This is a genomic window from Bacillus methanolicus PB1 (genome assembly GCF_000262755.1).
Classification (GTDB): domain Bacteria; phylum Bacillota; class Bacilli; order Bacillales; family Cytobacillaceae; genus Bacillus_Z; species Bacillus_Z methanolicus.
Genome location: NZ_AFEU01000002.1, coordinates 603329 through 625739, shown reverse-complemented (window position 1 = coordinate 625739; position 22411 = coordinate 603329). Strand labels below are relative to the sequence as shown.

Genomic DNA, 22411 nt, shown 5'->3' with positions numbered 1-22411 from the left:
CTATCTCACTTTTTTCCACTTGCTTTGCTCGGATTTTTTTATAAAAATGGAAGACAAAAGAAAAGCCCTGCGGAAATTTTTCTCCACAGAGCCTTCCTTCTAACCTATTACTCTTCGACATTAATCTAGGAGTGACAGGCACATTCACAAATCATGTTAATCCAGTATTTGATTAGGCGTATCAAAATCTAATTCTTCCAGTGTCCATTTTTCCAAACTCTCGTCTTCATACTTTACAATACTCCTATATTTTTATACTGAGTGTTGTATCCTGTACTGTTAACACTTCTACGGTACCAATTGTTTTGATTTGATCTTTTCTATTTAAACAAATCGTCAATTTTTTTTGCACCTAAAAATTTGGCAAAGGTCGTCTCTCTATTAACTATTATTCTTGGATGATTTATATAGTCTTTAGTCAAAGGAAGGGGATTCTCAAGTAGCGTAACTTCTGAAAGTACAACAATTTGATATTTACCCCAACTTAATATTTCATCTGCAAATTGAGGATCATTAAGAATACCTTGCACTTCTGGAATAGAATCGAGATCTTCTCTTGTGACATATCGATAAATATGAGAGACTTTGCCGAATCGACTTATGCTTTTAGCAGGTTCACAATCAGAATCTCCGTAGAACAGCAATGACATCATTGGTTTGACAATTTTTTGGGGTGAGAAGAAATAAATATTATATTTATCAAGAATTTCCATAAACCATGGTTGTTGAGTTACTACCACTGCCTCACGCAAATCGCTATGCTTCATTTCACCAATTACTACTTTTTCCATCTGAGTATTTCTCCCCTTTATTTTTAGAATGTGTGAATCGAGAACCTCATTGATGTATTGATTGAGGCTCTTTTCACCTGACATACTTACTAACATTTGATACTTCTCTTCACTCAATCTTAATACAAATTTTTTATACAAAGTTTTACAACCCCTTCAACAGGTGATATCACTTTATGTGATGTAATGATATCATCTGATGAATTGCATTGTCAACCATATTCTTCTAATTTAAGAAAAATTTTGACGACTTTACTAGCTGCTTAGCATGCACCTCTCTTTCCAACAATAATGTGAAAACCACCATCCTCTTTGTCCAATTGTACATCTAGGACCCATCAGCTGCTTGTGCCAGAAGATTGGGAGGCAGGAGTGGCCACTTGCCCACCCTTTCACCAATCACTAGTTTGCGTGCTTTGAAGGAAGTATGCTCCTCATACTCAATAGTGAGTTCCTTTAGATCCGCATAATCGTATACAACGTCCACTTTACAACCGATAAACTACAACCTGACTCCGTATTTTTGGCCCATGAAACTGATACAACCCGAACCCGATTTATAGACTTTCCTAGTCTTACAATGCAGAAAAGCATTGAATAACATAATTCGGATCAATGAAGCGAAGGGCTTTTCGATCACTCCGAAAGGCGGTTTCCGGATTATCAAAGAAGCCTTTTAATGTCAAAATCGTATATGTAGTTGTAAACTTTTCGATATTCAACATGATAATTTGTAGAACTCATTTGGCTCCCCGGTTTGGGTAATAACCGCAGAACCAGTTATGAAAGATGATATCTACACATTTTAGTTCCAATACATTTACTTTAGTTGGTTGGGTGGATGTTTTCGTTTTCTTTTTCATACCCTGGATGATCTATGGCGCAGATCAGTGGTTACGTTTGATTTATGATCGGATGAAGGATCATTTACTCAAACAGGAGATTCTCCATGCGGATGAAACCACTTTACAGGTACTTCATGAACCGGGTCGAAAGCCAACATCCACTTCTTATATGTGGCTTTATCGTACAGGAAGAGAAGGTCCGCCGATTGCTCTTTATGAATACCAACAGACACGGGGAAAGGAACATCCTCGTAAGTTTCTGAATGGTTTCAAGGGCTGCCTCATGTAACCCTGGTAGGTTGTTGAGCACATGCAAGGCGTAAGTTTGATGAAGACTTAAAGGCTCTTCCGGCTTCAAAGCAGTCGGCTCCGGTAGCTGCCAAGGAAGGACTCAATTTCTGTAATCAACTTTTTGCGATAGAGCGTGACTTAAAGGATTCAACTCCTGGAGAACGCTATCATAGTCGTTTGGAACGCAGCCAGCCAGTACTGGAGGCTTTTTCAGCAGGGCTTAAAATTCAAAGGTCAAAAGTCCTTCCAAAAAGCGCCCTTGGCCAGGCAATCCAATATTGCCTAAACCAATGGGATAAATTAGTGGGCTTTTTAAAAGATGGTCGGTTAGAAATCGATAATAACCGTAGCGAACGTTCGATCAAGCCATTTGTCATTGGCCGCAAAAATTGGTTGTTTGCCAACACCACACGGGGGCTCAAGCAAGTGCAACAATTTACAGTATTATTGAGACAGCTAAAGAGAATAACTTAAATCCATTTGCCTATCTCACCTATCTTTTTGAGAAACTACCAAACATGGAAACCCAAGATAAAGATGCCTTGGATCAATTAATGCCTTGGTCATCAACGATCCCATTAATTTGTCGTGTGTTTAAAAAGAATACTTAAATCATAACTAAATCCCCATCTCTTGTAGGTGGGGATTATTTGACACTTACGAATAAACAAAACTAACCCTAAGATAAAACCTTAAAGACCTAAAGATGTCCAATATAAAATAAATTCAATACTAATAACGATAATGAATCCAAATCATCAGCAGTTCCTCACATTTTAGGATAGTAAAAGTGTAAATAATTCGGATGGTGACAGGCACTCATTCTAACAGGCACCATTCTGATCTATTTTTTCACTCTTGTAACAATCGGTTTACTATGATTGCCGGCAGCATCATATGCTATTAGCTTTACTATGGTATTTGCTTTCTGCGGTTTGATTTGGTACGAAAACTTTCCATCTTTAGAAGCTTTCACCTTTGCTATATATTTATTTGAAAGATAGATCTTAATAGAAGCATTTGGTTCAGCAGTACCTGTAATAATTTTTGACTTGGTAGTAATAGTAGCAGCTTTTGGTGGAGCTGGCGGCGTAACGTCGACAACACGAACTATAACATCTTCGCTTACTTTTCCGTTTTCAGACGCAGCAAAAATTTTTATAATAGTACCGGCTTTTTGCTTTGGAATAGATACCGAAAAAATTCCTTTGCTATTCGTACGAGTTGTCCAAGTATTTTTCCCTATTCGAATGACAATCTGTCTATTTGCCTCTGCTTTTCCAGAAATAGCGACAGATTGATCTGTTACTTTGTTAACATTAGGTGTAATTACTGGTTTAGAATAAACAAAAATTTCACCATTGTAAGCATCGTAACGGTCACGATTGTTCTCTAGAACCAATTCCGTATTCCATAAGAAATTGTAATCCGGATGTTCTACTTTCAGCACATATTTTCCTAAAGGAAATCCACTGTAATCATATTCCCCATTAGTATCAGAAATCAAAGTTTTATAGAAGGACTTTCCCTTAGATGAAACTTTATAAAAATGAACTTTAGCATTCGAAATCGGCTTGCTCGTATCGGCATCAATAATTTTTCCGTAAGCCCTGTCAGGTATTAAGTCAAAAAAATCTGTCGTATAATGGATTGGAAGCTCGTTTCCATATTCATCAACCAATCCTTTTACTGTAATCGTGAATTTTTCACCATTCTGAATATAATCTAAATTATCTGGTCGAAATATAATGGAATTAACTCCACCGTAGCCTGTTGAATAATTAAAATATTTTTCTCCCCCTTCATTCGTGTCCTGCCCATATGTAAAATCCCATGTTTTCCCATCTGATTCACGGACTAATTTTACAGTTAAATCGTTTGCTTCGTTCACATTGAACAAGTCAGGATTCAGGCTGATAGACCAAGCGGCATCCACTTCGAAATATTCTTTCGGATAAGAGCCTGTACTCGGATAAGCAAAATAGTTGTAAGAAAACTTTGGTTCCCAATCAAAGCTACTTATGACATTTAGCGGTGAAAACCAATATTTCCCTCCCGGAGCCAATCCAAATCCGATTTCTGAGATATTTGGTGACAACACCCACATCCGATGACCGACTCTGCTGATATTGGAGGGATCAGAATCATCCATATACATATCTACAGAATAAGAAAGAAAATTTCTTGTTTCACTTCCCTGCAACATTTGTGCAAGATTACTAGTACTTGCAGATTCATACCCTTTCTCATAAAAATCTTCAGGCATATCCGCAGGACGTTGAGGATAATGTGATAAGAACCCATTTTTCGCTGTTACCACGGCTCCATATTGGGAAATAGCATTTAATTCATCTGTATCGATCAGATTCATAGGAAGGCCGGACATGTACCGATAAAAATTGGCCGTATTTACTCCCTGCTTAATATACTCTTTATGTAAAACCCCCGCTCTATATGGTAGTTGAACGGATGGCTGCTCGAGAAACGGATTTTCCAAACTAAATCTGTTTTGATCTAGCTCAATCCATTTCTGTTTGATTTCCTCTTTTTTTGGTGTGGGCAATGGTTGAATTGCCTCTGCAGCACTTACATGGAATGGAACAATCATAAAAAGAAATAATAGAAACAAAAATGCTATTCTATGTTTGTTCAAAATCTTTCTTCCTTTCTAGAAAATATTTGTCTATTTAATACTAGTAATATTTTACTATATTTATATATTTAGGGAAAGTGAATATATAAGTGGATTAATGTCCAGTATTAATAAGTAAAGCTAAAGGATGTGAAAAAACTTCAACTTGCTCTTTTTTTTCACAAATACAAAAAGCTCTGCAGATGGCTTCCTTAATCTTTTTAAAAACTATACCAAATCCCTCGTGAAACATTCCTGTGAAACAAGATTTTTCGTGGAGTGACAGACACCTTTCCTCAAGTTCGGCAAGTAACGCATTAATCTCATTATCAGGCACAATACCCAGTTGCAGAAGCAATCAGTGCTGGCGGAGTATCTTACTCTGTTGATGGTGGAAAATCTATTGCGACAATCGCTAAAGCTGATTTGATTGCTAGAAATAAAGCTAAACTTGAAGCAGGAAAGTCATATAACATTATTGTGGAAGGATGTATATGGAAACGTAAAAGATAAAGTATAAGGTTTTCGAAATCTCTGATGTAACTGGCTTTGTTGTTGAGAAGGTAGAAGTGAAAGAAAACATATATTCCTCTGCAAAAGTAAGATGCAGAATTGTTGTTTCGGATCATTTCTATGTGTTATGAAACCAGAAGTTTAATTATGGCGACCAACCTAAAGTTCGGGCAGTGGAATCACGTGTTTGGCGATCAAATCTTGACAGAAGTTGTTATTGATCGGTTAATCCACCATTCACATTTATTGTTCTTTAACGGTAATAGCCGTCGATTAAGAGATTCAATATTACAGAGTAAATAAAATGGGAGTGGCAAGTGGTACATTTTTAATTGCCATTTGATACATTTTTTACTTGCCAAAAATACAAATGCAGCTTAAAAGAATAAAAGGATCAGATTTGGTCATTATTGATGATTTAATGTACATGGCAATGGATCAACGGGAAGCTAATGTATTATTTCACCTGATCAACCATTTATACGAAAGAAGTTCAATCATCCTGACTTCTAATAAAGGGCTTGAACAGTGGGGAGAATTGATGGGGGATCAAGGAATTACTACAGCTATTCTAGATCGATTGCTTCATAGAGTAGAAGTTATCCAACTAAATGATAATGACAGCTACAGGATTAAGCATCGAACTACCATTTTCGGAAAAGATAGTGTTCAAAATTAGTTAGCAAAAAGTGTTCAAAACTACTTGACGGTTACACAATAACCTTTATAGCAGTAAGTAATCCAAATTTTATTCCAGTAATATCTTTCATTTTCGCAAAAAAACACACCCTTAAAAATTCATTACTAACTTAGTAATTTCCAATTTTAAGAGAGTTAATTCAAATATATAAATTGCATATATTATTCGATTATTTGCTGCTAGCTAATGCACCTGTTTAGTAATAAATTTTTAAATATTCGACCTACTTTTTGAAGATTTAGCTTATTGTATGTAAAAAAAGCAATCAAGATGATTACTTTCACAATACAAATAATTTGTTGATAAAAAAATATTCATAATAATTAATTCACATCATCTTCCTACTGAAAACAACAAAAAAACCAACATTACTGTTGGTCCTTTTTTTCTATAACACCCATTCCCGATAAAATTGTCTTAGCGTCAGAATTTAAATACTGAACTACATCTTTTCTTGATAACAAGTTAGCTTTATCCTTGATTAACAGTTTTAATCCCCTTATATCAAACCTTAGGGCGTAAATGTTAATAGAGTTAATAGTTGACATTTCTTGCCTAGTAAGAGGTTTAACATCGGATTTTTGATTATCTGTTAAAAATTCGAGTAAGGCCCTTGCATTACTATTAAGAAGCGCTTTATTTTTGTTTAATAATTCGATATTCTCCTCTATATATTTTCTTGCTGTTACTAAATCAAGTTCATCTAAACTCTTATTTATTTTGTTGATCAATTCTTCAAGTTGCATTTAGCACCATCCCTATCTTTTTCATTCACTACTCTTTTTTATCGGTCCTAATTTTCAAGATTTAAGAATGATTATAAAAAGGGATTAGACACTATGCGCTAAATTTACTTCAATATTTAAAGTAATTGAAGATTATGGTCCGAATACCGAATAAAAATCCAAATAAGCACCTCTAAATAATTATATTCAAATAAAGTTATGGTCACTTTCTTGTCACTCAAGTTTGACACCATCCCACTACATGTGGATAACCAAGTGTTATAACCGTGTGTTTTGCAATTTAAAAATCCAGCGTTTTGCAAGATTTTTTTCCAGCTTCTGTAGAAACTCTTGATAAGTCCAAGACATTTTTTCTGCATTCCGAAGTAACGGGGGCAGTTCATTAGCCGTTTCCGACATCCGAAGATGGCGGAAATACTCTTGAAGGATCTGTACTGTTTTCGTCATGATGAAGCACCCCCTAATATCTTGATATAATCATCCATTTCCCTAGTTGCTGCTGTGGCTTTTATTGCCGGGTTGATATTTTTAGGTTCTTGAATTGAATTTGGTTTCGAAGTTTTTGTTTCTTTTAATCGAGTAAAATGTTGGGCAATATCCCGAAGATCATTGGCACTCCATAACTGATCTTTGATACAAACAGCTAGGGCCTCATCTATATCTTGTCGATATTGGGTGATGGCACATTGAATGACTTGTAGTTGGTCCCGAATGTATCTTGGATAACGGATTCCAACCTCATGGATAAACTGCTCTGCTTTTTCTTGATCCTTAAACTGCCGAATTACGGTTTCTTTGTATGCATGAATTCCTTTTGAGCGATCTCTTGTATGTTGACGGTTCTTTATCAATTCTCCTTTTCCGTGGCATAGTGGGTGTCTGGCTAAGACTTCTCCATGTGGTTCTCTTCTTATGATGAGCTCTTCCTCTTGGGTTTCTACATACACCGTATTGTCTCCCCTTGGGCGATAAGTCCCTAATGGAAGAGAATAACGATTGGATTTATATTTTATAACGTTGTCCTTATGAACTGTTCTTGTTATACTTGTTACAATAGTGTTCTCAAAAGAGAGCAGGGAAGAGACTGGTTTTAAGTGTTGCTTTTCGAGGGCGTGCACTTCTACCGGTCTTTTTTTCGTTGTATGATGTACATTGAAATTTCCTGTTCTTTCTAGCCATGCTAGACACTTTTCATTCCAAGCCTCTAGATTGGCATATACTCTATTTTTCGCAAAGTTCTTCTTTACAAATTTGACAACATTTTCAACTTTCCCTTTACTCTGCGGATCTGCTTTTCTGCATAGGTAGATTCGAAATCCGCGTTCTTGCTTGTAAGCCTGAAATTCACTAGTTAGGATGATATCACCCGCATTTTCACTTACAGTTATAAGATGATCTTGATCATATACGATTTCCTCTGGTATTCCCCCAAAAACTGGAATGCTTTTTCATGACATCTGATCGTATCTCTCGTTGTAAAAGGTCGATCAAGCCATTCTACATATTTATAGCGAGAGTGGGAGAGAACAAAAGTAATAAAGTAAAGTTTCACATCTTTATTTTCAGAATTCTTTATGGTGATTTCCCCCCCCAATCTACTTGAACTTGTTGCCCCATTGGTAATTCTTCCACAGCTTCATGCGTTCGAACACGAATTACTTTAGGGATATGATAGATATCTCTCATTTCACTTACATAAGAGCGAACGGTATTTCCACCAACGTCCAATGTTGGATATCGTTCTTTTAACCAGTCCTCCACTTGAGCAGAAGATAGGTCTGGATGCTCCTTTAGCCAGCTTAATATCTGATTATGATACGGGTCTAATTTTTTTCTCCTGCTTCCTAAAGATGTAATCCACTCCCATTGATTTTAAATGAGCTTCCTGCTGCAGCAATGATATTTGGTACTTTTACTGGTTCAGAGAATTTCACTACAAGTTTTTTATTACCTTTTGCAGTTACAGATTGAACTGTTGGAACTGTTGAATCAGTGAAAGTAACTTCTTTTTCTACCTTATCAAAAGATTTTAACTTGTCTTTTGTATAGATTGTGCTTCCTTTCACTGTCACAACTGTTTTTATCATATTGACCTTTAGGAGTTTCCAATACGATTAAAACGGATTTTTTATCATCTTGTAAGATTACTTGGTCGTTACCACCTAAAGCAGCTCCATCAAGAGCATAGTTCGATTTGGTTTCAGCGGAAGTTTCATCAACTTCTTTGTTGAACGTTACCTTAATTGTATTAAGGTTAATCGCACTTACTTTTCGTCAACATTCCATATTTTTTCTATCCAGATACTTATGATTAGAACCAAATCCTTGATAGATCTAGTTTTTTGCTATGTTGAACAGTTTACTGGACTCATTTTTCTTGTGGATTTAATGACAAAAGAAAGCAAGTAAAATGCCAGTTTGACTCACAACTTCCGTAATTAAAATAAAAACGATCAACTTACTAATTTCGTTTTTCGACACCTACCCAACTAAATTAGCTTCGCAAAAATTATCAAGAAACTTTAAAGTACAAAAAATAACCCTTTCTAAAAGAGAAAGGATTATGTCAGGTCAGATATGTTGCTATTTTCGCTAGGCATTCATCAATTATTTTATCTATTTCTTCAATTTGAGCATCTTCTAGATCATACTTCTTTAAAATTTTTAGATTACGAGCTTTCCAATCCAATGATTTAATTTGATCAGTTAAAACTACCCCTGTTATTGGATAACCATCGCTATCAAGGGATATTCCTTCTTCTGGTAAATCTACTTCAAAGGGATAACCCTTCTTTTGATTGGTAATTGGACAAACAGCTATAAATCCTGTTGCATGATTGAATTCTTTAGGCGATAAAACAATAGCATTCCTTCTCCCAGCCTGTTCATGACCAGCTTGTGGATTGAAGTTTAAAACAATGAAATCGCCTCTCTCTGGTACGTCTGCTGGCATTAAATCAATTCACGTCCTTCTATCCCGAAATTAATTTCCTTGTGTCGATTTTCAGGAGTAATCTGTGATATTAGTTCTTCCAATGTGTATTTCTTCCGTATTCTTTTTGGCTTTAATGTGATGATGCCTTCATTTCCAATCACTTTTAATTCCATTTCGGAACCTTGTTCGATACCTATTTTATCAGCAGCATCTTTTGGGATACGAATGCCCAAACTGTTTCCCCATTTTTGAGCAACAACTGTAGACATGTAGTCAACCCCTTTACTTTGGTTTATTTTGTTTTCTAAATGTTCCTTTGAATTCATTATATCACCCCCAACCCAAAATGTATATATATAGTATATACATTCTTTCAAAAAATGATACCCCTGATTTTTCGACAAACAAATATTCTCGTCGCAAAAGCAATCATTTGAATCTATTAATTAAAAATGCCTTTTTTCAGACTCAAAAGCATATATCGACAAGTATAGTTACAAACGTTGAACTGTGAAATGATTGTTTATTGCAAAATAAAAGTACATTGTTTTGCAGGATATTTGTGCAGAACTATACTGCATAAAAAAAGGCTTGCCAGCTTATCCAATAACCCCTACTGTTGAGTTTGAGCAGTACTTAACAGAGGGAGGACAAGAAAGGATGCTAGCAATGCCTGAAGTTAATTATATCAAACATTTAAGAGAAGTCGAAGGTATGTCTATCTCTGAGATCGCTAAAAAAACAGGTCGAAATTGGAGAACGGCAAAAAAATACGCAGACGGTGAAGTACCAGTAGAATCACTCCCTTTTCGTCGAAGGGGAATGATGTATGAGGAAGGATACGGAGAAATTGTAGATTGTTGGCTTGAGGAGGACATGAAGCTCAAGAAAAAAGAGAGAAGAACTAATAAAAAAATGTTTGAACAACTTAGAGAAGAACATGGTTTTAAAGGTTCTTATCGAACCGTTAGTGAGTATATTCAGCATCGTAAACCACAAATTAAAGAAGAAAGTACCAGAAGATACGAACGCTTGGAGCACCCTCCGGGTGAAGCCCAAGTGGATTTTGGAAATATGACAGTTGTAAAAGACGGCGCATACAAAGATATCAAATCTCTTATTCTTAGTTTTCCATATAGTAATGCGGCTTTTTCCTATCCTTTACCGGCAGAAAACACGGAGTGTTTTCTAGAGGGCTTGAAACAATTATTTCACCAGGCTGGTGGTGTTCCGACATATTTACGAATTGATAACCTGTCGGCGGCTGTCGTAACGGTAGGCAAGGGAGAAAAAAGAACCTATACGGATTCTTTCTTACGCTTTCAGTCCCATTATGGATTTGAAGTACAACCATGCAATCCCGGTAGCGGACATGAAAAAGGGAATGTAGAGAAAAAGGTTGGCTATACAAGGAATAACTTCTTTGTAACAGCTCCAATAATGGAGGATTTTTCTCAACTGGCTCAGTGGTTGGAAGAGAAAATGGTAAACGATCGAGAGCGGCTACACTACGAAAAAGGAGTACTGATAGAAGAATTGTGGGCTGAGGAACAGAAGCATCTAAAAGCTTTACCAATTAGTGATCTTCCGATCTTTTCAATCGACTCAGCTACTGTAAATAAGTATGGCGAGATTTTAGTTGATGGAGAAAAATTCGTTATCCATAAAGCGAGGATCAAACAGACTTTAGTCATTAAAAAGGAATGGGATAAGTTCACCTGCTATACGAATGACGGTGAAATCATTTATCAAGACTTACGTCCCTATATGTTGACAACAAGGCCTATACCGTGGAACGACATTCTGGTTGACTGGGAGAAAAAACCTCGTGCTGTTAAATATTCTCGTTTCTTTAAATACCTTCCCGAAAGAGTACAAACTTATCTTACGATAAAACCTGATGAGATTAAAAAACGGGTGGCAGGCTTAAAAAAATTGTTGGAGGTGCATACTTTACAGGACATCGATAAATGCTTGGAGATAGAGCAATATATGGAAAAAGAGCCACACGAATTGGGTTCCTTATTGGAAGCTAAGAAAGCAACTTATCCGGAAAAAATGACAGAAGCCCATACCCCTTCTGTATTACTGGACTATGAAACTGATTTAAGCATGTATGATCAAAGGCTATGTCCAACCTTAGAAGGGAGGGATTTCTAATGTCCGTTCGTGATCTGAAAGAAGTGTGTAGAAATGATAATTTAAATATGTACACAAATGCTTGAATAATAATGTACAAAATTGACTTTAGATTTCATACTAATCATGAGGTGGTTAGTATGTACATATCGATAAATGTGGAAATAAGTCACAAAGTGTCCTGTTTTCCTTCTTAACAGAAACATTCGAAGCTTTTGGAGGGGTACCGGCTGAAATAATCACGGATAATATGAAAACCGTTATGGATGAGGCAAGAACAGAACATTCTCCAGGAAGAGTGAATGCCAAGTTTGCGCAATTCGCTAAGGATTTTGGTTTTGAGGTGAAGCCATGCATTGCTGGACGTCCACGGACAAAAGGAAAAGTCGAAACCACAATGAAAATATTAGATGAAATTCATGCTTATCAAGGTCAGTTGACCTTGGAAGAATTACATCAATTTGTGCAAGACTTATCTCATCGGGTGAACCATGAGGTCCACCAAGGAACTGGAAAAATTCCTGCGATAGAATTCAAAAAAGAAAGGAATCACCTACTCCAGTTACCAGCCGAGAAAGTAAGAGATTCCTATCGGATCAAACATACGCTTGTAAAAGTCAATGCATCCAACATGATTTCCTACAAATCAAACCAATACTCGGTACCAGCACAGTACCAAGGAAAGAAAGTAGGCTTACAAGTGTATGATAATCAATTATGGATTTATTATAACACGGAACTGATTGCGCAACACCCTATAAGTAACAAGAAATTAAATTATCAGGAAGCACATTATCAAGAAGCCTTGGGCGTTTCCATGCCCAATTATCCGGATATTGATGATCTAGCAAAACGGAATTTAGCAACGATTAGGGAAGTGTATAAATAATGAATCCTACAACAAACTATCAACAACTCATACAAAACTTGGATTATTTGAAGCTCAAGCAAATGTCCTTGCATTTAAATGAAGTCTTAGACTTCAGCGTTAACAAATCAATTGTCACTGGTAGATACGCTAGTGAAACTGACGAATTACGAAATTGATGTACGTGAACAAAATATGATTCAATCGATGGTGAAGGTTGCGGCTTTTCCGCATTTGAAAGAAATAAAAGATTTTGATTTTAGTTTTCAACCGTCAATAAATCAAAAACAAATTTTAGATTTTTTAACGCTTCGATTTATCGAAGAAAATGAAAACATAGTTTTTTTAGGACCAAGTGGCGTAGGAAAAACGCATTTAGCTACTTCCATTGGGATTGAGGCAGCGAAGAAACGTACAAGCACTTATTTCATTAAGTGCCATGATTTAATTCAAAATCTGAAGAAAGCACGTTTAGAAAATCGGTTAGAGAGCAGATTAAAACATTATACAAAATACAAGCTATTAATTATTGATGAGATCGGTTATTTACCGATTGATGCCGAGGACGCAAAGCTTTTCTTCCAACTCATCGATATGCGTTATGAGAAGCGTAGTACGATTCTTACAACGAATGTGAATTTTAAGGCATGGGATGAATTTCAAGAACCCAAGCTGGCCAATGCGATTTTAGACCGCATTTTACATCACGCAACCGTTGTCTCTATCATTGGAGATTCTTATCGTTTAAAGGATCATTTGGCGAAAGAAAACGAGTGATTTTGTACATCCTTAAACAAGCAAAAGTGTACATATTTGTGTTGACATTTATAAACGATGAGGAATCGAAAGAATTTGAAAGACTACTTGCGGATATTCGTGAGTCAAAGGATATACATGAACTAATCGATGCAGAAAAAGAAGGAGAAAGGATCAAGTTCATCCATCGCGTCTTGCTTCGATATCAGAAGGAGATGGATCTATTATCCCCGCAAGAAAACGAAGATAACGGCGAAAAGATAATACAGTACTTGGAGAGAGCGGCTAAAAATGAACAAGCTAAAAGTACTTACTTTTCATTGGTTCGTATCTTTGGAAACGAAATAAAACGGAAAAGAGAAGAAGTTTTGGTTAAAGTCTCAGACTGATTAGATTTCATCCATTTTAGGGTAAAGCCATTGTTGCTTTGCCTTTTTTCTCTTTAAAAAAGCAGGAAAAAGAAAAGCCACGCAGAGATTTCTCTCCGCGAGACCTTTCGTTGATTATTAGATCACTCTAACGTTATATTAGCAACATTTTTTCCACCACGAACAGCCTGTACGTTTACTTTCATATCCTTATATTCTTCTTTTAGCTCTTTTGCGTATTTTTCAGCTAATTTTTTTGCATTTGCGTCACTAACTTTCTTATCTAATACTAAAGTTCCTATTGCCATGTCACCTTGTTTGTACACTTGACCATTAAGTACGCCCTCTTCTTCTTTCACTTTCTTTGTTAGTTCTTTATTTTGCTCTGGTTCACTTACTTTTTGTTCTTCTTTAGCTGTTGTTTCTTGCTTTGACTTATCTACTTTTTCCTCATTTACAGAACAACCCGATGCTAACAATAACACAGCAAAGGCACTTGCAAGTAATTTAGTATTCATTGATAGAACCTCCAAAATGCACTTTTCTACCACTTATTATATCAATATAAAGTTAAATATTTCCACTTAGGAATGCGTAAAAGAATTAAAGGCATGGGAACTTTCCCCTAAACAATAATAATTTAGATTTTTTCTTATTACTATTTGAACGAAAACTAAAGAGAGTCTCATTACAGTTGAGACTCTCTTTATAACAATAATATATTTATAAATTATTGAACATCGTTCACTGTACGTGCTAACACGTTTGTATTTAGAGTGTTTGTACCGTCAGTGACTTTAGCAGTACCTGCTGGCGCAACAAATGTGATAGTTAAATCATCCAAAGCAGCTGGAGCGGTACCGAGAGTTGCTGCAATTGTGTTGCCTGCAGTAGCATCTGCAGCAGCTGAAATAGTAGATCCACCTGTCACACCAGTTACCGTAATATCAGTAGTATCTACAAGAGCTGCACTAGTAACTGGTTCAGAGAAAGTTAATGTAACGTTTGTAGAACCCGCAGCAGCTGTAAATCCTAAGAACACAGGAGCAGCACCATCAGTAGCTGTCACTGCTGCTTGAGCACCTAATGCATTTCTTTGTGGTGAATTATCTGTTACAGAACCCACAAGAGTAACTCGTGGAGTAACACCTGTATCAGGAGTTGCTTTCTCTTGAAGAGTTAATGTTACAACTGAACCAGCAACAGTATTGTTAACATTTACTCCTGTAATAGTATAGCCCTCAACTGTAAAGTCAGAATCTGTTACAGATGGGATATATAAATCTTCATCAAATGCAACAGTAATAGTATCAAGTTGTCCGTTATTGTTAGTGTCCGCTGTTGTAACAGCACCTAATACAGGAGCAACACGATCTCCATCTGTAGCAAATGCAACATCAGCAAACGCCGCACTTGTTAAATTGTTAATATCTGTTAAAGCACTCGCTACTAAGTCAATACCATCAAAACCAGATAAGTCAGTTGCAAACGGATTTGGAGTACCCGCTGTACCGAACTTAACTGTTACAGTAGCAGTACCATCAGCATTGTTTACAAATGATGCAGATTGAGCTTGAATATCTCCTGCTGGGTTGTCAGCTGTTCCTAAGTCAGCTGTAATTAAACCTTCATTTACTGCACGTAAATGACGACCTACACGGAAAGTTACTGTTTCACGGTCAGTTACACGTACTTGGTCAATTGTAGTTTGGAATCCAGCTGCAGCGTTACCCATTAAACGTTCAGTTTGTAATGCAGCAATTTTGTTTCCAGCAGCATCTGCAACTTGACCAATTACAAGGTGAGTTTGATTTGCAGCTAATGCACTTGGAAGTGCAATTGTTACAACATTACCATTTTGAGTTATAGTTGTTCCCGTTGGTAGAGTAGATTGAGCTCCACCTGCACCTGCAGCAGTTCTATAGTTATTAACATCTAATGCAGAGTTTACACCAGTTGTTGCCATTGGCTCACTGTACTCGATATAGATGCGGTCACGTGCACCATTGATTGTTACTCCGTTCACACCAACTGTTGGAGCTTGTAAATCACCCACAGTTAATGTTGTTGTGTATGGAGCCAAGCGGTTTGCAGATACAGAAGTATCTGTAATGTTGTTGCTAATAGATAGAGTATAGTTACCGCCTGCAGCCATGGAACCAACTGTTAAACGATAAGTGTTCGTTGTACCTTGACGTACTACACTGTTAATCGCTACAGGATTACCTTGTGGGTTTGTTAAATTATAGTTAGTTGCTACATTTGCATTCGCAACATCTTCACTGAAAGTAACATCGATAGTTGTAGCATTCACTACATTTACGTTTGTTACAGTTGGAGCTACTGTGTCACGAGTTACTGTTACAGTTGCTGAAGTACCGCTTACTAATGTGTTGCCGAATGAGTCACGTACACTGTTAGCAGCCGTTAAACCAGTGTTGTTTACATAGCTTACATAAATAGGTACTTGTCCTGCTGGAAGTGGAGTTGCAAATGTAATGTCATATTGAGTTCCATTTGAACCTGCTACAGCGTCAACGAAGCCATCAGCATTAGCATCGCCTAAAGTATTTGCAAGGACAGAAACTGCACCTGTAGCATCGTAAGAATGTCTAATTGCGATATTATTTGATGTTGGAATTCTTACTGGTTTATTGAACGTTAAACGAACTGTACGCTCATTACGTGCTTCAGCTGTGAATGTAGGAGCATTTGTGTCCGCTACATGATTGTATGTTAAGTCAGTTTGAACTACTGAATATCCTGCATAGTCTTGAATTAAAGCATTACCTGCTGGGTTTACACGTACAGTATGGTTACCTGCAGAAAGATTACCGCTTACTGTTACTAGTAATGCTTTAGGGTTTTGCGGATCACGAACAACGTTAGTTACAGCTACCGCATTGTTATCCACAACAAATGCAGCTCTAGCATTTAAGTCACCATCTGCACCAGTATCGTTAGCGCCACGGTCAGCCGCTGTTGTTACAGTTTCGCTAAAGATTACACGGAATTGGTTAGAACCTACTGTTTCTACTTTTTCTGCTACAGGAACAGAAGAATCAGAGAATGATACAGTCTTAGTTGTAGCTTCAATAGCTTTACCAGAAGTATCTTTAACATTAGCAGAAACAGTAACTGTTACTGTTGTTGGGTTTGTTAAAGCAGCATCATTGTTTAAAGTTAAAATAACAGTTTTACCATCTGCACTTAATACTGCGCTACCAGTGTTAGTTGTACCAATAGCATTTGTAGCACCTGCGCCAGTTAAACGGTCGCTACCAGCAGCGTCACCAGTTTGAGTTACAGTGAAATTGTCAACTGTTACTGTGTTACGATCTAACGCTTTATTGAATTTAACTTCAACTTGTTTAGCGTTAATCGCACTTACACTCTCAACTTTCGGAGTATTTGCAGCATCATATGCAGCTTTTACTTTTGTATTTTCTTCTGTTAACTTTGCTTTGAAAGTTTCAGTGACTTTTGGTAAATATTCATTGGCAACTTTTAAAGCAGCGTCAGCTGTTGCTAGGTCGCCTTTTTTGATAGCTTCGTCAGCTGCACGAAGTTTCACAACAACTGTAATATCGTTTACTAAGCTGTCACGAACGTCTTGAGCGGCTGTTTTGAATTCTTTACGGAGTAATTCACGAGTAGTTTGACCATAAACTCGGTCTAAAATAACTGTACGTGATTTTAATTCATAAGAGATTTCATGATAATATTTTTCAGCAGCAGTAAGGTCTTTATCTGCAATTGCTTTCTCTAATGCTATTTTCTTTTCTTCAAGCTTTTTAGCGTAGTTGTAAGCGTCGATGTAAGTAACAACGCGTTTTTTAATGTATTCATTGTATGTAGAGTCTAATTGTGCCAAGTAGGCATCTTTCTTAGATCCACCAGCTTTGTTCACTAAAGCTTTCGCGTTGTTGTACGCAGCTTTTGCAGCGTTGTACTCTTTGTATACCACTTTGATGTCAGCGAATTCGCCTTTAGCTGTTACATCGCTGTAAGTGTGGTATGCTTTTTTGATTTGTGTTACAGATTTACTTACTTCGGCAGCAACGTTGCTGGCAGCGTCAGTTTGAGCCGGAGCAGAAGCTACGAAAGCAGAAGCAGCAACCGCGGATGCAGCAGCTAATTTGATAGCTTTCTTCTTCATAGGTTTGTATTCTCCCTTCAATATTTAATGTAGTACAATGATTGCTTTTGGTTGGTAAGCTCTTTAGGCTTTGCAGATCATTGCCTATCAAACTTAACGATAATTATACTAAAGTTCTCTGGAAATATCAAACTGTATGACTATTTCCTGCTAAACTTTAGTAATAGATTGTAAGTGGCTCAGTAACTGGTTTAATTACCATCCGCTCTCACATTTCCTATAATAATACATATTTAGAGGAAATTCTAGGTTTTTATTGTTATTTTTATGCTTTTTTAATTAGTAATTGTTTCCTCTGTTACTAAGTTTATCTTAATACACACACTTTATGATTATATTCTATATGCCTAATAAAATTCCACCTTTTTAATTTATGTCTATATTTATCCAAAAATCGTTATAAATATAGGAATACTATGGCAGTACATATCGTTTATGGAATACATTGTATTAATTTTACTTTTTCTGATCCTTCTATTTGCCTATTGTACTGACTTCTACAAATATGTTTTACAGTACGGATTATTTCATTTTTCACATCTTCTCTATCCTGATATAGGGTACGTTTTTCTGTAATAACGGAATCCAACGTTAATTAGTCAATTTTGTTTTTTAGACTGCAATAGCAAAACTGCCAGTCGCATAAAAAAAAACGCCCCTACGTGAAGGAGCGTTTTGAAAATATTATTGAGTAACAAGGTTCCACTTTGTTCCGTCATATGTTGCTTTTACAGATTGAGCAAGCCGGTTTCCTGCTTTGTCGTAAAGAACTTCATCTTTATACTCGACTGTATCATTCGCTGCAATGTTTTCTGTTGCGAATGTCCAAGTGTGGTTGTCAGCATTTAAAGTTACGGATTTTAAAGTTCCGGCGCCAGTGTATTTGAACAAGGCATTGGCTTGCGTTTGGTCAAGATTCGCAGACTGGATCGGAACCAGTTCGCCTGCTGCATTTTTGTAAAAAAGAGCTTCAGATGCCGTGATCACAGGTGAAGATGCATCTCCTGATATAGTTAATGCAGGAGCTGTTTTGTCAATTTCAAATGTGATTGTTTGCTTGTTTCCGGCAAAATCGGTTGCTGTCACTTCGTAAACACCTTGTTCTGATAAAACAGTACCAAATTGATAGTTTAAGATTAGAGTGTTGTCTTTCTTAACAGTAACAGAAGCAATATCTGCAGAATCAGAAGTCAAAGTAACATTTTGATTTGTTGCCGCTTTGTCAGTTGTTCCTTTTAACAGGAGATGTTGTGTCAATTACAACCGGGAATGGTTTCACATTTCCATTGATTTTTACAATCAGAGATGCCGTATCGCCATCTTTGCCTGTTAACGTGATGTTCTCACCGCTTACAGTGAAGACAGACTCATTGCTTGTATAAAGTTGAACATCAGAGTTCTTAAGATCGGCTTCAGCTCCGTATTGGTCTTTCGCAGTAAAGTATCCTGCGTCCACAAGTGCGTCAAAGCTTGTATTTTTGTTGAAATATACTTTGTCTTTTCCTTGGGCAAGGTCAAAGCTTTGAACAGCGGAAGCAGATTTCACTTCGATCGGAAGTACATAGTCTTCTTCATTCCATGTAACCGTTAAGTTTGCTTTGCCGGGAGAAACCGGTGTGATTTGGCCGCTGGCATTGACAACAAATACTTTTTCATCAGAAGATTTAGATGTCGCGCCGGGGAAAATTGCCAAAATAATTTGTTTGTCCACACCCTCGACAACTGTTTTACCATCCAGAGTGACAGCTTCTGTCGGGTCAAATTGAAATTTTTGCCCTACGACTGCATAGGAAGCACTTTCCCCGCTTTCAGATGTCAGCCTTCCTTTTGAAATTTTTTTATATTGATCTCCGTCCACAATGTTTACTGTTGCTTATAAAAGCACTTCTTCGGTTTCATCGTCGATCAGTTCGATTTTTACTGTACCGGTTGTTGTTAAACCTGTTTGTTGATAAGCGTCTTTGAGCGTTCCGTCTTCGTTAAAGTACCCTTTGTCGTCTCGGACACTAAAACCGAATTCATAAGGATCGATATCCCACTTGTTTCCTTCTGCATCAAGAAATGCGAAGGGCTGAAATCCGTTGATTTCCGTTGATTCGGTGGGAAACTCAACTTCTTCACAAGAGCTACCTCTTCTATTTCAGGATAATATTTTTCAATCACTTCACTATAGTAGTTTGTGAGAACATCAAGAAGATCTTCATCATCGACATTATTGAACCACTCTTCAATGTTTGCTGTGTGCTTTTCAGCTAGATCGAAGTCTTCTTTTTGCAGTGCAGCTTCCAGTCGGCCGATTTCAATATAGATGCTTACAGGGTAAAGCGCTTCTTGTTTCGCCTCTTCTGCCGGAAGCTTGTATGTTTCTAAAATGGCCTGGCGAGTTGATTGGCCGTATACACGGTATAAGAAAGCTGCTTGTTTCTTAATTTCATATGAAAGAGCATGGTAAGCTTTTGTTGCCTCGGCCATTTTTCCTTCTGCCAAATAGTTTTCCATTTCTTTTTGAGCTTTGATCAGTTTTTTCCCGGAAGTGATGGCATCTATGTAAGTTGCCGTACGGTCGATCCATAGTTTTACAGTATCAAGGCGTGCGTTTAAACGTTCTTTTTCCTTGCCGGAGAGCTTATTTACTGCTGCCTTTGCTGCGGTGTAATCTTTTTTTGCTTTGTTGTAAAGTGACCTTGGCTGAGTAACAGCGTCGGCGTTGTAATCAACAGAAATGGCACGGATTAACGGAACTTTGTGGGATTCCGCTTTTAACACAAGGTTTTCTGCTGTTGATGCGGCTTCTGATTGTGCAGGGTTTACTGCTGCATAAGCTGTTGCAGCAATGGTTGTTGCAGCAGCAATTTTCATTGCTTTTCTGAATTTTTTCTCCACTGTTGTTTCCACCTTTTTTAGGAAATTGTTAGGAAAGGGGCCTGGCCCCTACGAAAGTAGGGGCCAGGCCCTTTACATTGCTGTAACATCTACATAGATTCCTTGCTTCATTTGCCGGGAATTTTCTGCTTTCCATTTCGGATGGACGATGAGCAAGTACTTTCCTTTGGATTGAAGGTTCTGTTTTGGTGTGACTTTGATTGTTTTCTCATCGATCGCCTTTACGTCCACCGGAACTTCTTTTCCTCCGAGCTGGATCAATTGTACATCGCTTGCCGTTATTCCTGTCCAGTTCATTTTCATGTTCATTTTAATGGTAAATGTTTTCGTGACAGGTACGTTTTGAAGGGCAGGCAGCTTTTTGTATCCTCTAATTGTTGCAACGAGCTGGTCACGATGGGATACAAGTAGTTCCTCACCTTCAGCTGTTTTAACATTTGGCGCGACTCCTACCTCATGAACCGGCACCCCTTTTGGGGAGAAAAACTTGGCAGTCGTTAGTTTTAACACGCTCTCATCACTTAACGGAAAAAACGATTGCATCGAGCCTTTGCCGAATGAGTTTTGTCCATATAAAACTGCACCTTTTTGTTCTTTTACAGAAGCAGATACCATTTCCGAAGCACTGGCACTATAAGCGTTTACGAGAATATGGACCGGTGCCGTAAATTTTACAGACTGCGGAATCACATTAAATACATGAGGCTTATTTGTTTTATCCCTTAACTGAAAAGCCTTTGTGACGTTCGGGAAAAACCCTGCAACTTCCTGTGCCGCCGAAACATATCCTCCGCCATTATCGCGGAGATCAAAGATCCAGCCTTTTGCCCCTTTCAATTTTTGAATAGCCGCAGAAATATCTTTCGCTGAATCGAGGGAAAAACTATTCAAACGCACATAACCAATATTTCCGCCGAGCATCTCATATTCTACGTTCTGTAATTGAATAACTTCCCTGACAAGTGTTTGAGTAAACGATTGGCCTGTAACAGGTCTTTCATATGTAAGAGTAACCGAAGTTTTTTCTTCTCTGCTTAGGTAAGAAATGGCTGTTTGAACCGATTCACCTGCTAATGATTGTCCATTTATATTCGTAATAACATCCCCGGTTTGAATTCCGGCCCGCTCGGCAGGACTTCCCGGATATACTGCTAAAATCTTCACTCCCTTTGGGTCTTCCTCCAGCATGACTCCAATTCCTACAAACTGGTTTTCAATTGCATTTGTAAATTCATTGAACTCCTCTGCCGTCATGTAAACAGAATATGGATCGAGGTGTCTTGTGATCTCTTTTATCGTCGGTTTATTTAACACCGAATCGGGAACATCTTCTACATAATATTTGCGAATAATATCCCTGGCTTCATCAATCGGTTCGGCTGCTGATGCCAAAGTTGTTGTCTGCGTAACAAACAGAAAGACAAGTAATACACTGAGATACTTTTTTAAATGCTGCATTGCCGCGATCCTCCGCCTTTTAAGAAAATGACATTATAGTAAAAAAATAGATTTATATACATTGTAAATAGAATGATAGAAATTTAAAAGAAGCAATTTTGAGAAAATCGAGAAAGGGCCATCATTTGTGACGGCCCGTAGAGGAGAAGAAATTTTATTTCCATATAAGACACCATATAAAAACCAAAGGGTCAGACCTTTCCAAAACAATAGATAAACATTAATAAAATCATTCTATATATTAACATTGTTGGAGGGAGTAAAACCCTGTATTTTCAAAAAAAATCTCATTATCTTAAAATACTTCCCCGCAAAATTTTACCGATA

At 37.3% G+C, this 22411-nt stretch carries 16 protein-coding genes and 6 pseudogenes; 7 read left to right on the top strand and 15 right to left on the bottom strand.

Going from position 1 to position 22411, the window contains the following annotated elements; genetic code table 11:
- Positions 1-320 precede the first annotated feature (320 nt).
- Positions 321-791, bottom strand: a complete 471-nt coding sequence (locus PB1_RS08175) for a hypothetical protein (RefSeq protein ID WP_238533104.1) — start codon at positions 789-791, stop codon at positions 321-323.
- 331 nt (positions 792-1122) lie between these two features.
- Positions 1123-1453 (bottom strand): annotated as a pseudogene (locus tag PB1_RS18560) (transposase); the annotation flags it as partial.
- Positions 1454-1658: 205 nt separating this feature from the next.
- Between PB1_RS18560 and tnpC the strand changes: the two are divergent.
- Positions 1659-2538, top strand: a pseudogene (gene tnpC / locus PB1_RS08170) (IS66 family transposase); the annotation flags it as partial.
- 233 nt (positions 2539-2771) lie between these two features.
- On the opposite strand, the gene PB1_RS08165 reads toward tnpC, so the two are convergent.
- Positions 2772-4580: an Ig-like domain-containing protein gene (locus PB1_RS08165; protein WP_003351830.1), complete on the bottom strand. Its 1809-nt coding sequence runs from the start codon at positions 4578-4580 to the stop codon at positions 2772-2774.
- Between the two features lie 561 nt (positions 4581-5141).
- On the opposite strand from PB1_RS08165, the pseudogene PB1_RS16950 reads away from it, so the two are divergent.
- A pseudogene (locus PB1_RS16950) lies at positions 5142-5375 on the top strand (ATP-binding protein); the annotation flags it as partial.
- Positions 5376-5433: 58 nt separating this feature from the next.
- Positions 5434-5751 (top strand): annotated as a pseudogene (locus tag PB1_RS08160) (ATP-binding protein); the annotation flags it as partial.
- Positions 5752-6140: 389 nt separating this feature from the next.
- On the opposite strand, the gene PB1_RS08155 reads toward PB1_RS08160, so the two are convergent.
- From PB1_RS08155 to PB1_RS08130, 6 genes are all read right to left on the bottom strand, one after another.
- Positions 6141-6518 (bottom strand): hypothetical protein, encoded by a 378-nt coding sequence (locus tag PB1_RS08155; protein ID WP_003351827.1) that lies wholly within the window; start codon positions 6516-6518, stop codon positions 6141-6143.
- Between the two features lie 258 nt (positions 6519-6776).
- The gene (locus tag PB1_RS08150; RefSeq protein WP_003351826.1) at positions 6777-6965 is read right to left on the bottom strand and encodes a hypothetical protein; all 189 of its coding nucleotides are present in this window, start codon (positions 6963-6965) and stop codon (positions 6777-6779) included.
- Complete coding sequence (locus PB1_RS18070) at positions 6962-7636, bottom strand: Mu transposase domain-containing protein (RefSeq protein ID WP_420796292.1); 675 nt, start codon at positions 7634-7636, stop codon at positions 6962-6964. Before PB1_RS18070 ends, PB1_RS08150 begins: the two co-directional genes overlap by 4 nt.
- A gap of 726 nt (positions 7637-8362) precedes the next feature.
- Entirely contained in the window at positions 8363-8605 is a 243-nt protein-coding gene (locus PB1_RS08140; RefSeq protein WP_003351823.1) for a hypothetical protein, read from the bottom strand.
- Between the two features lie 479 nt (positions 8606-9084).
- On the bottom strand, positions 9085-9471 hold the full coding sequence (locus PB1_RS08135) for a type II toxin-antitoxin system PemK/MazF family toxin (protein ID WP_003351822.1): 387 nt from the start codon (positions 9469-9471) through the stop codon (positions 9085-9087).
- A complete protein-coding gene (locus PB1_RS08130; protein ID WP_003351821.1) occupies positions 9471-9779 on the bottom strand; it encodes an AbrB/MazE/SpoVT family DNA-binding domain-containing protein in 309 nt (102 codons plus the stop codon). The genes PB1_RS08135 and PB1_RS08130 overlap by 1 nt, the downstream gene beginning before the upstream one ends.
- Before the next feature lie 334 nt (positions 9780-10113).
- Between PB1_RS08130 and istA the strand changes: the two genes are divergently transcribed.
- The 4 genes and pseudogenes from istA (at position 10114) to PB1_RS08110 (ending at position 13605) form a co-directional block, all read left to right on the top strand.
- Complete coding sequence (istA, locus tag PB1_RS08125; protein ID WP_003350881.1) at positions 10114-11613, top strand: IS21 family transposase; 1500 nt, start codon at positions 10114-10116, stop codon at positions 11611-11613.
- A 142-nt stretch (positions 11614-11755) separates the two neighbouring features.
- Positions 11756-12481: pseudogene (locus PB1_RS08120) on the top strand (Mu transposase domain-containing protein); the annotation flags it as partial.
- Positions 12481-13237: pseudogene (gene istB, locus PB1_RS08115) on the top strand (IS21-like element helper ATPase IstB). The pseudogenes PB1_RS08120 and istB, both read left to right, overlap by 1 nt.
- Positions 13234-13605 (top strand): hypothetical protein, encoded by a 372-nt coding sequence (locus PB1_RS08110; protein WP_003351817.1) that lies wholly within the window; start codon positions 13234-13236, stop codon positions 13603-13605. Before istB ends, PB1_RS08110 begins: the two are co-directional and overlap by 4 nt.
- Before the next feature lie 122 nt (positions 13606-13727).
- Here the strand turns inward: PB1_RS08110 and PB1_RS08105 are convergent, their stop codons facing one another.
- The 6 genes from PB1_RS08105 to PB1_RS08080 all read right to left on the bottom strand — a co-directional run bounded on the left by PB1_RS08105 (position 13728) and on the right by PB1_RS08080 (position 22084).
- Entirely contained in the window at positions 13728-14102 is a 375-nt protein-coding gene (locus PB1_RS08105; RefSeq protein ID WP_003351816.1) for a hypothetical protein, read from the bottom strand.
- 212 nt (positions 14103-14314) lie between these two features.
- Positions 14315-17743 carry an Ig-like domain-containing protein gene (locus tag PB1_RS16560; protein WP_003351815.1) on the bottom strand — a complete coding sequence of 1143 codons (3429 nt, stop codon included), beginning with the start codon at positions 17741-17743 and terminating at the stop codon, positions 14315-14317.
- A 684-nt stretch (positions 17744-18427) separates the two neighbouring features.
- The gene (locus PB1_RS18065) at positions 18428-19000 is read right to left on the bottom strand and encodes a hypothetical protein (protein ID WP_003351814.1); all 573 of its coding nucleotides are present in this window, start codon (positions 18998-19000) and stop codon (positions 18428-18430) included.
- On the bottom strand, positions 18966-19601 hold the full coding sequence (locus tag PB1_RS18060; RefSeq protein WP_003351813.1) for a hypothetical protein: 636 nt from the start codon (positions 19599-19601) through the stop codon (positions 18966-18968). Before PB1_RS18060 ends, PB1_RS18065 begins: the two co-directional genes overlap by 35 nt.
- Before the next feature lie 77 nt (positions 19602-19678).
- On the bottom strand, positions 19679-20626 hold the full coding sequence (locus PB1_RS18055) for a hypothetical protein (RefSeq protein WP_003351812.1): 948 nt from the start codon (positions 20624-20626) through the stop codon (positions 19679-19681).
- A gap of 72 nt (positions 20627-20698) precedes the next feature.
- The gene (locus tag PB1_RS08080) at positions 20699-22084 is read right to left on the bottom strand and encodes a S41 family peptidase (RefSeq protein ID WP_003351811.1); all 1386 of its coding nucleotides are present in this window, start codon (positions 22082-22084) and stop codon (positions 20699-20701) included.
- Positions 22085-22411 lie beyond the last annotated feature (327 nt).

Coding starts and splice junctions, on each gene's coding strand:
- PB1_RS08175 (WP_238533104.1), bottom strand. CDS start 791: ATGGAAAAAGTAGTAATTGGTGAAATGAAGCATAGCGATTTGCGTGAG.
- PB1_RS08155 (WP_003351827.1), bottom strand. CDS start 6,518: ATGCAACTTGAAGAATTGATCAACAAAATAAATAAGAGTTTAGATGAA.
- PB1_RS08150 (WP_003351826.1), bottom strand. CDS start 6,965: ATGACGAAAACAGTACAGATCCTTCAAGAGTATTTCCGCCATCTTCGG.
- PB1_RS08140 (WP_003351823.1), bottom strand. CDS start 8,605: ATGATAAAAACAGTTGTGACAGTGAAAGGAAGCACAATCTATACAAAA.
- PB1_RS08135 (WP_003351822.1), bottom strand. CDS start 9,471: ATGCCAGCAGACGTACCAGAGAGAGGCGATTTCATTGTTTTAAACTTC.
- PB1_RS08130 (WP_003351821.1), bottom strand. CDS start 9,779: ATGAATTCAAAGGAACATTTAGAAAACAAAATAAACCAAAGTAAAGGG.
- istA (WP_003350881.1), top strand. CDS start 10,114: ATGCTAGCAATGCCTGAAGTTAATTATATCAAACATTTAAGAGAAGTC.
- PB1_RS08105 (WP_003351816.1), bottom strand. CDS start 14,102: ATGAATACTAAATTACTTGCAAGTGCCTTTGCTGTGTTATTGTTAGCA.
- PB1_RS16560 (WP_003351815.1), bottom strand. CDS start 17,743: ATGAAGAAGAAAGCTATCAAATTAGCTGCTGCATCCGCGGTTGCTGCT.
- PB1_RS08080 (WP_003351811.1), bottom strand. CDS start 22,084: ATGCAGCATTTAAAAAAGTATCTCAGTGTATTACTTGTCTTTCTGTTT.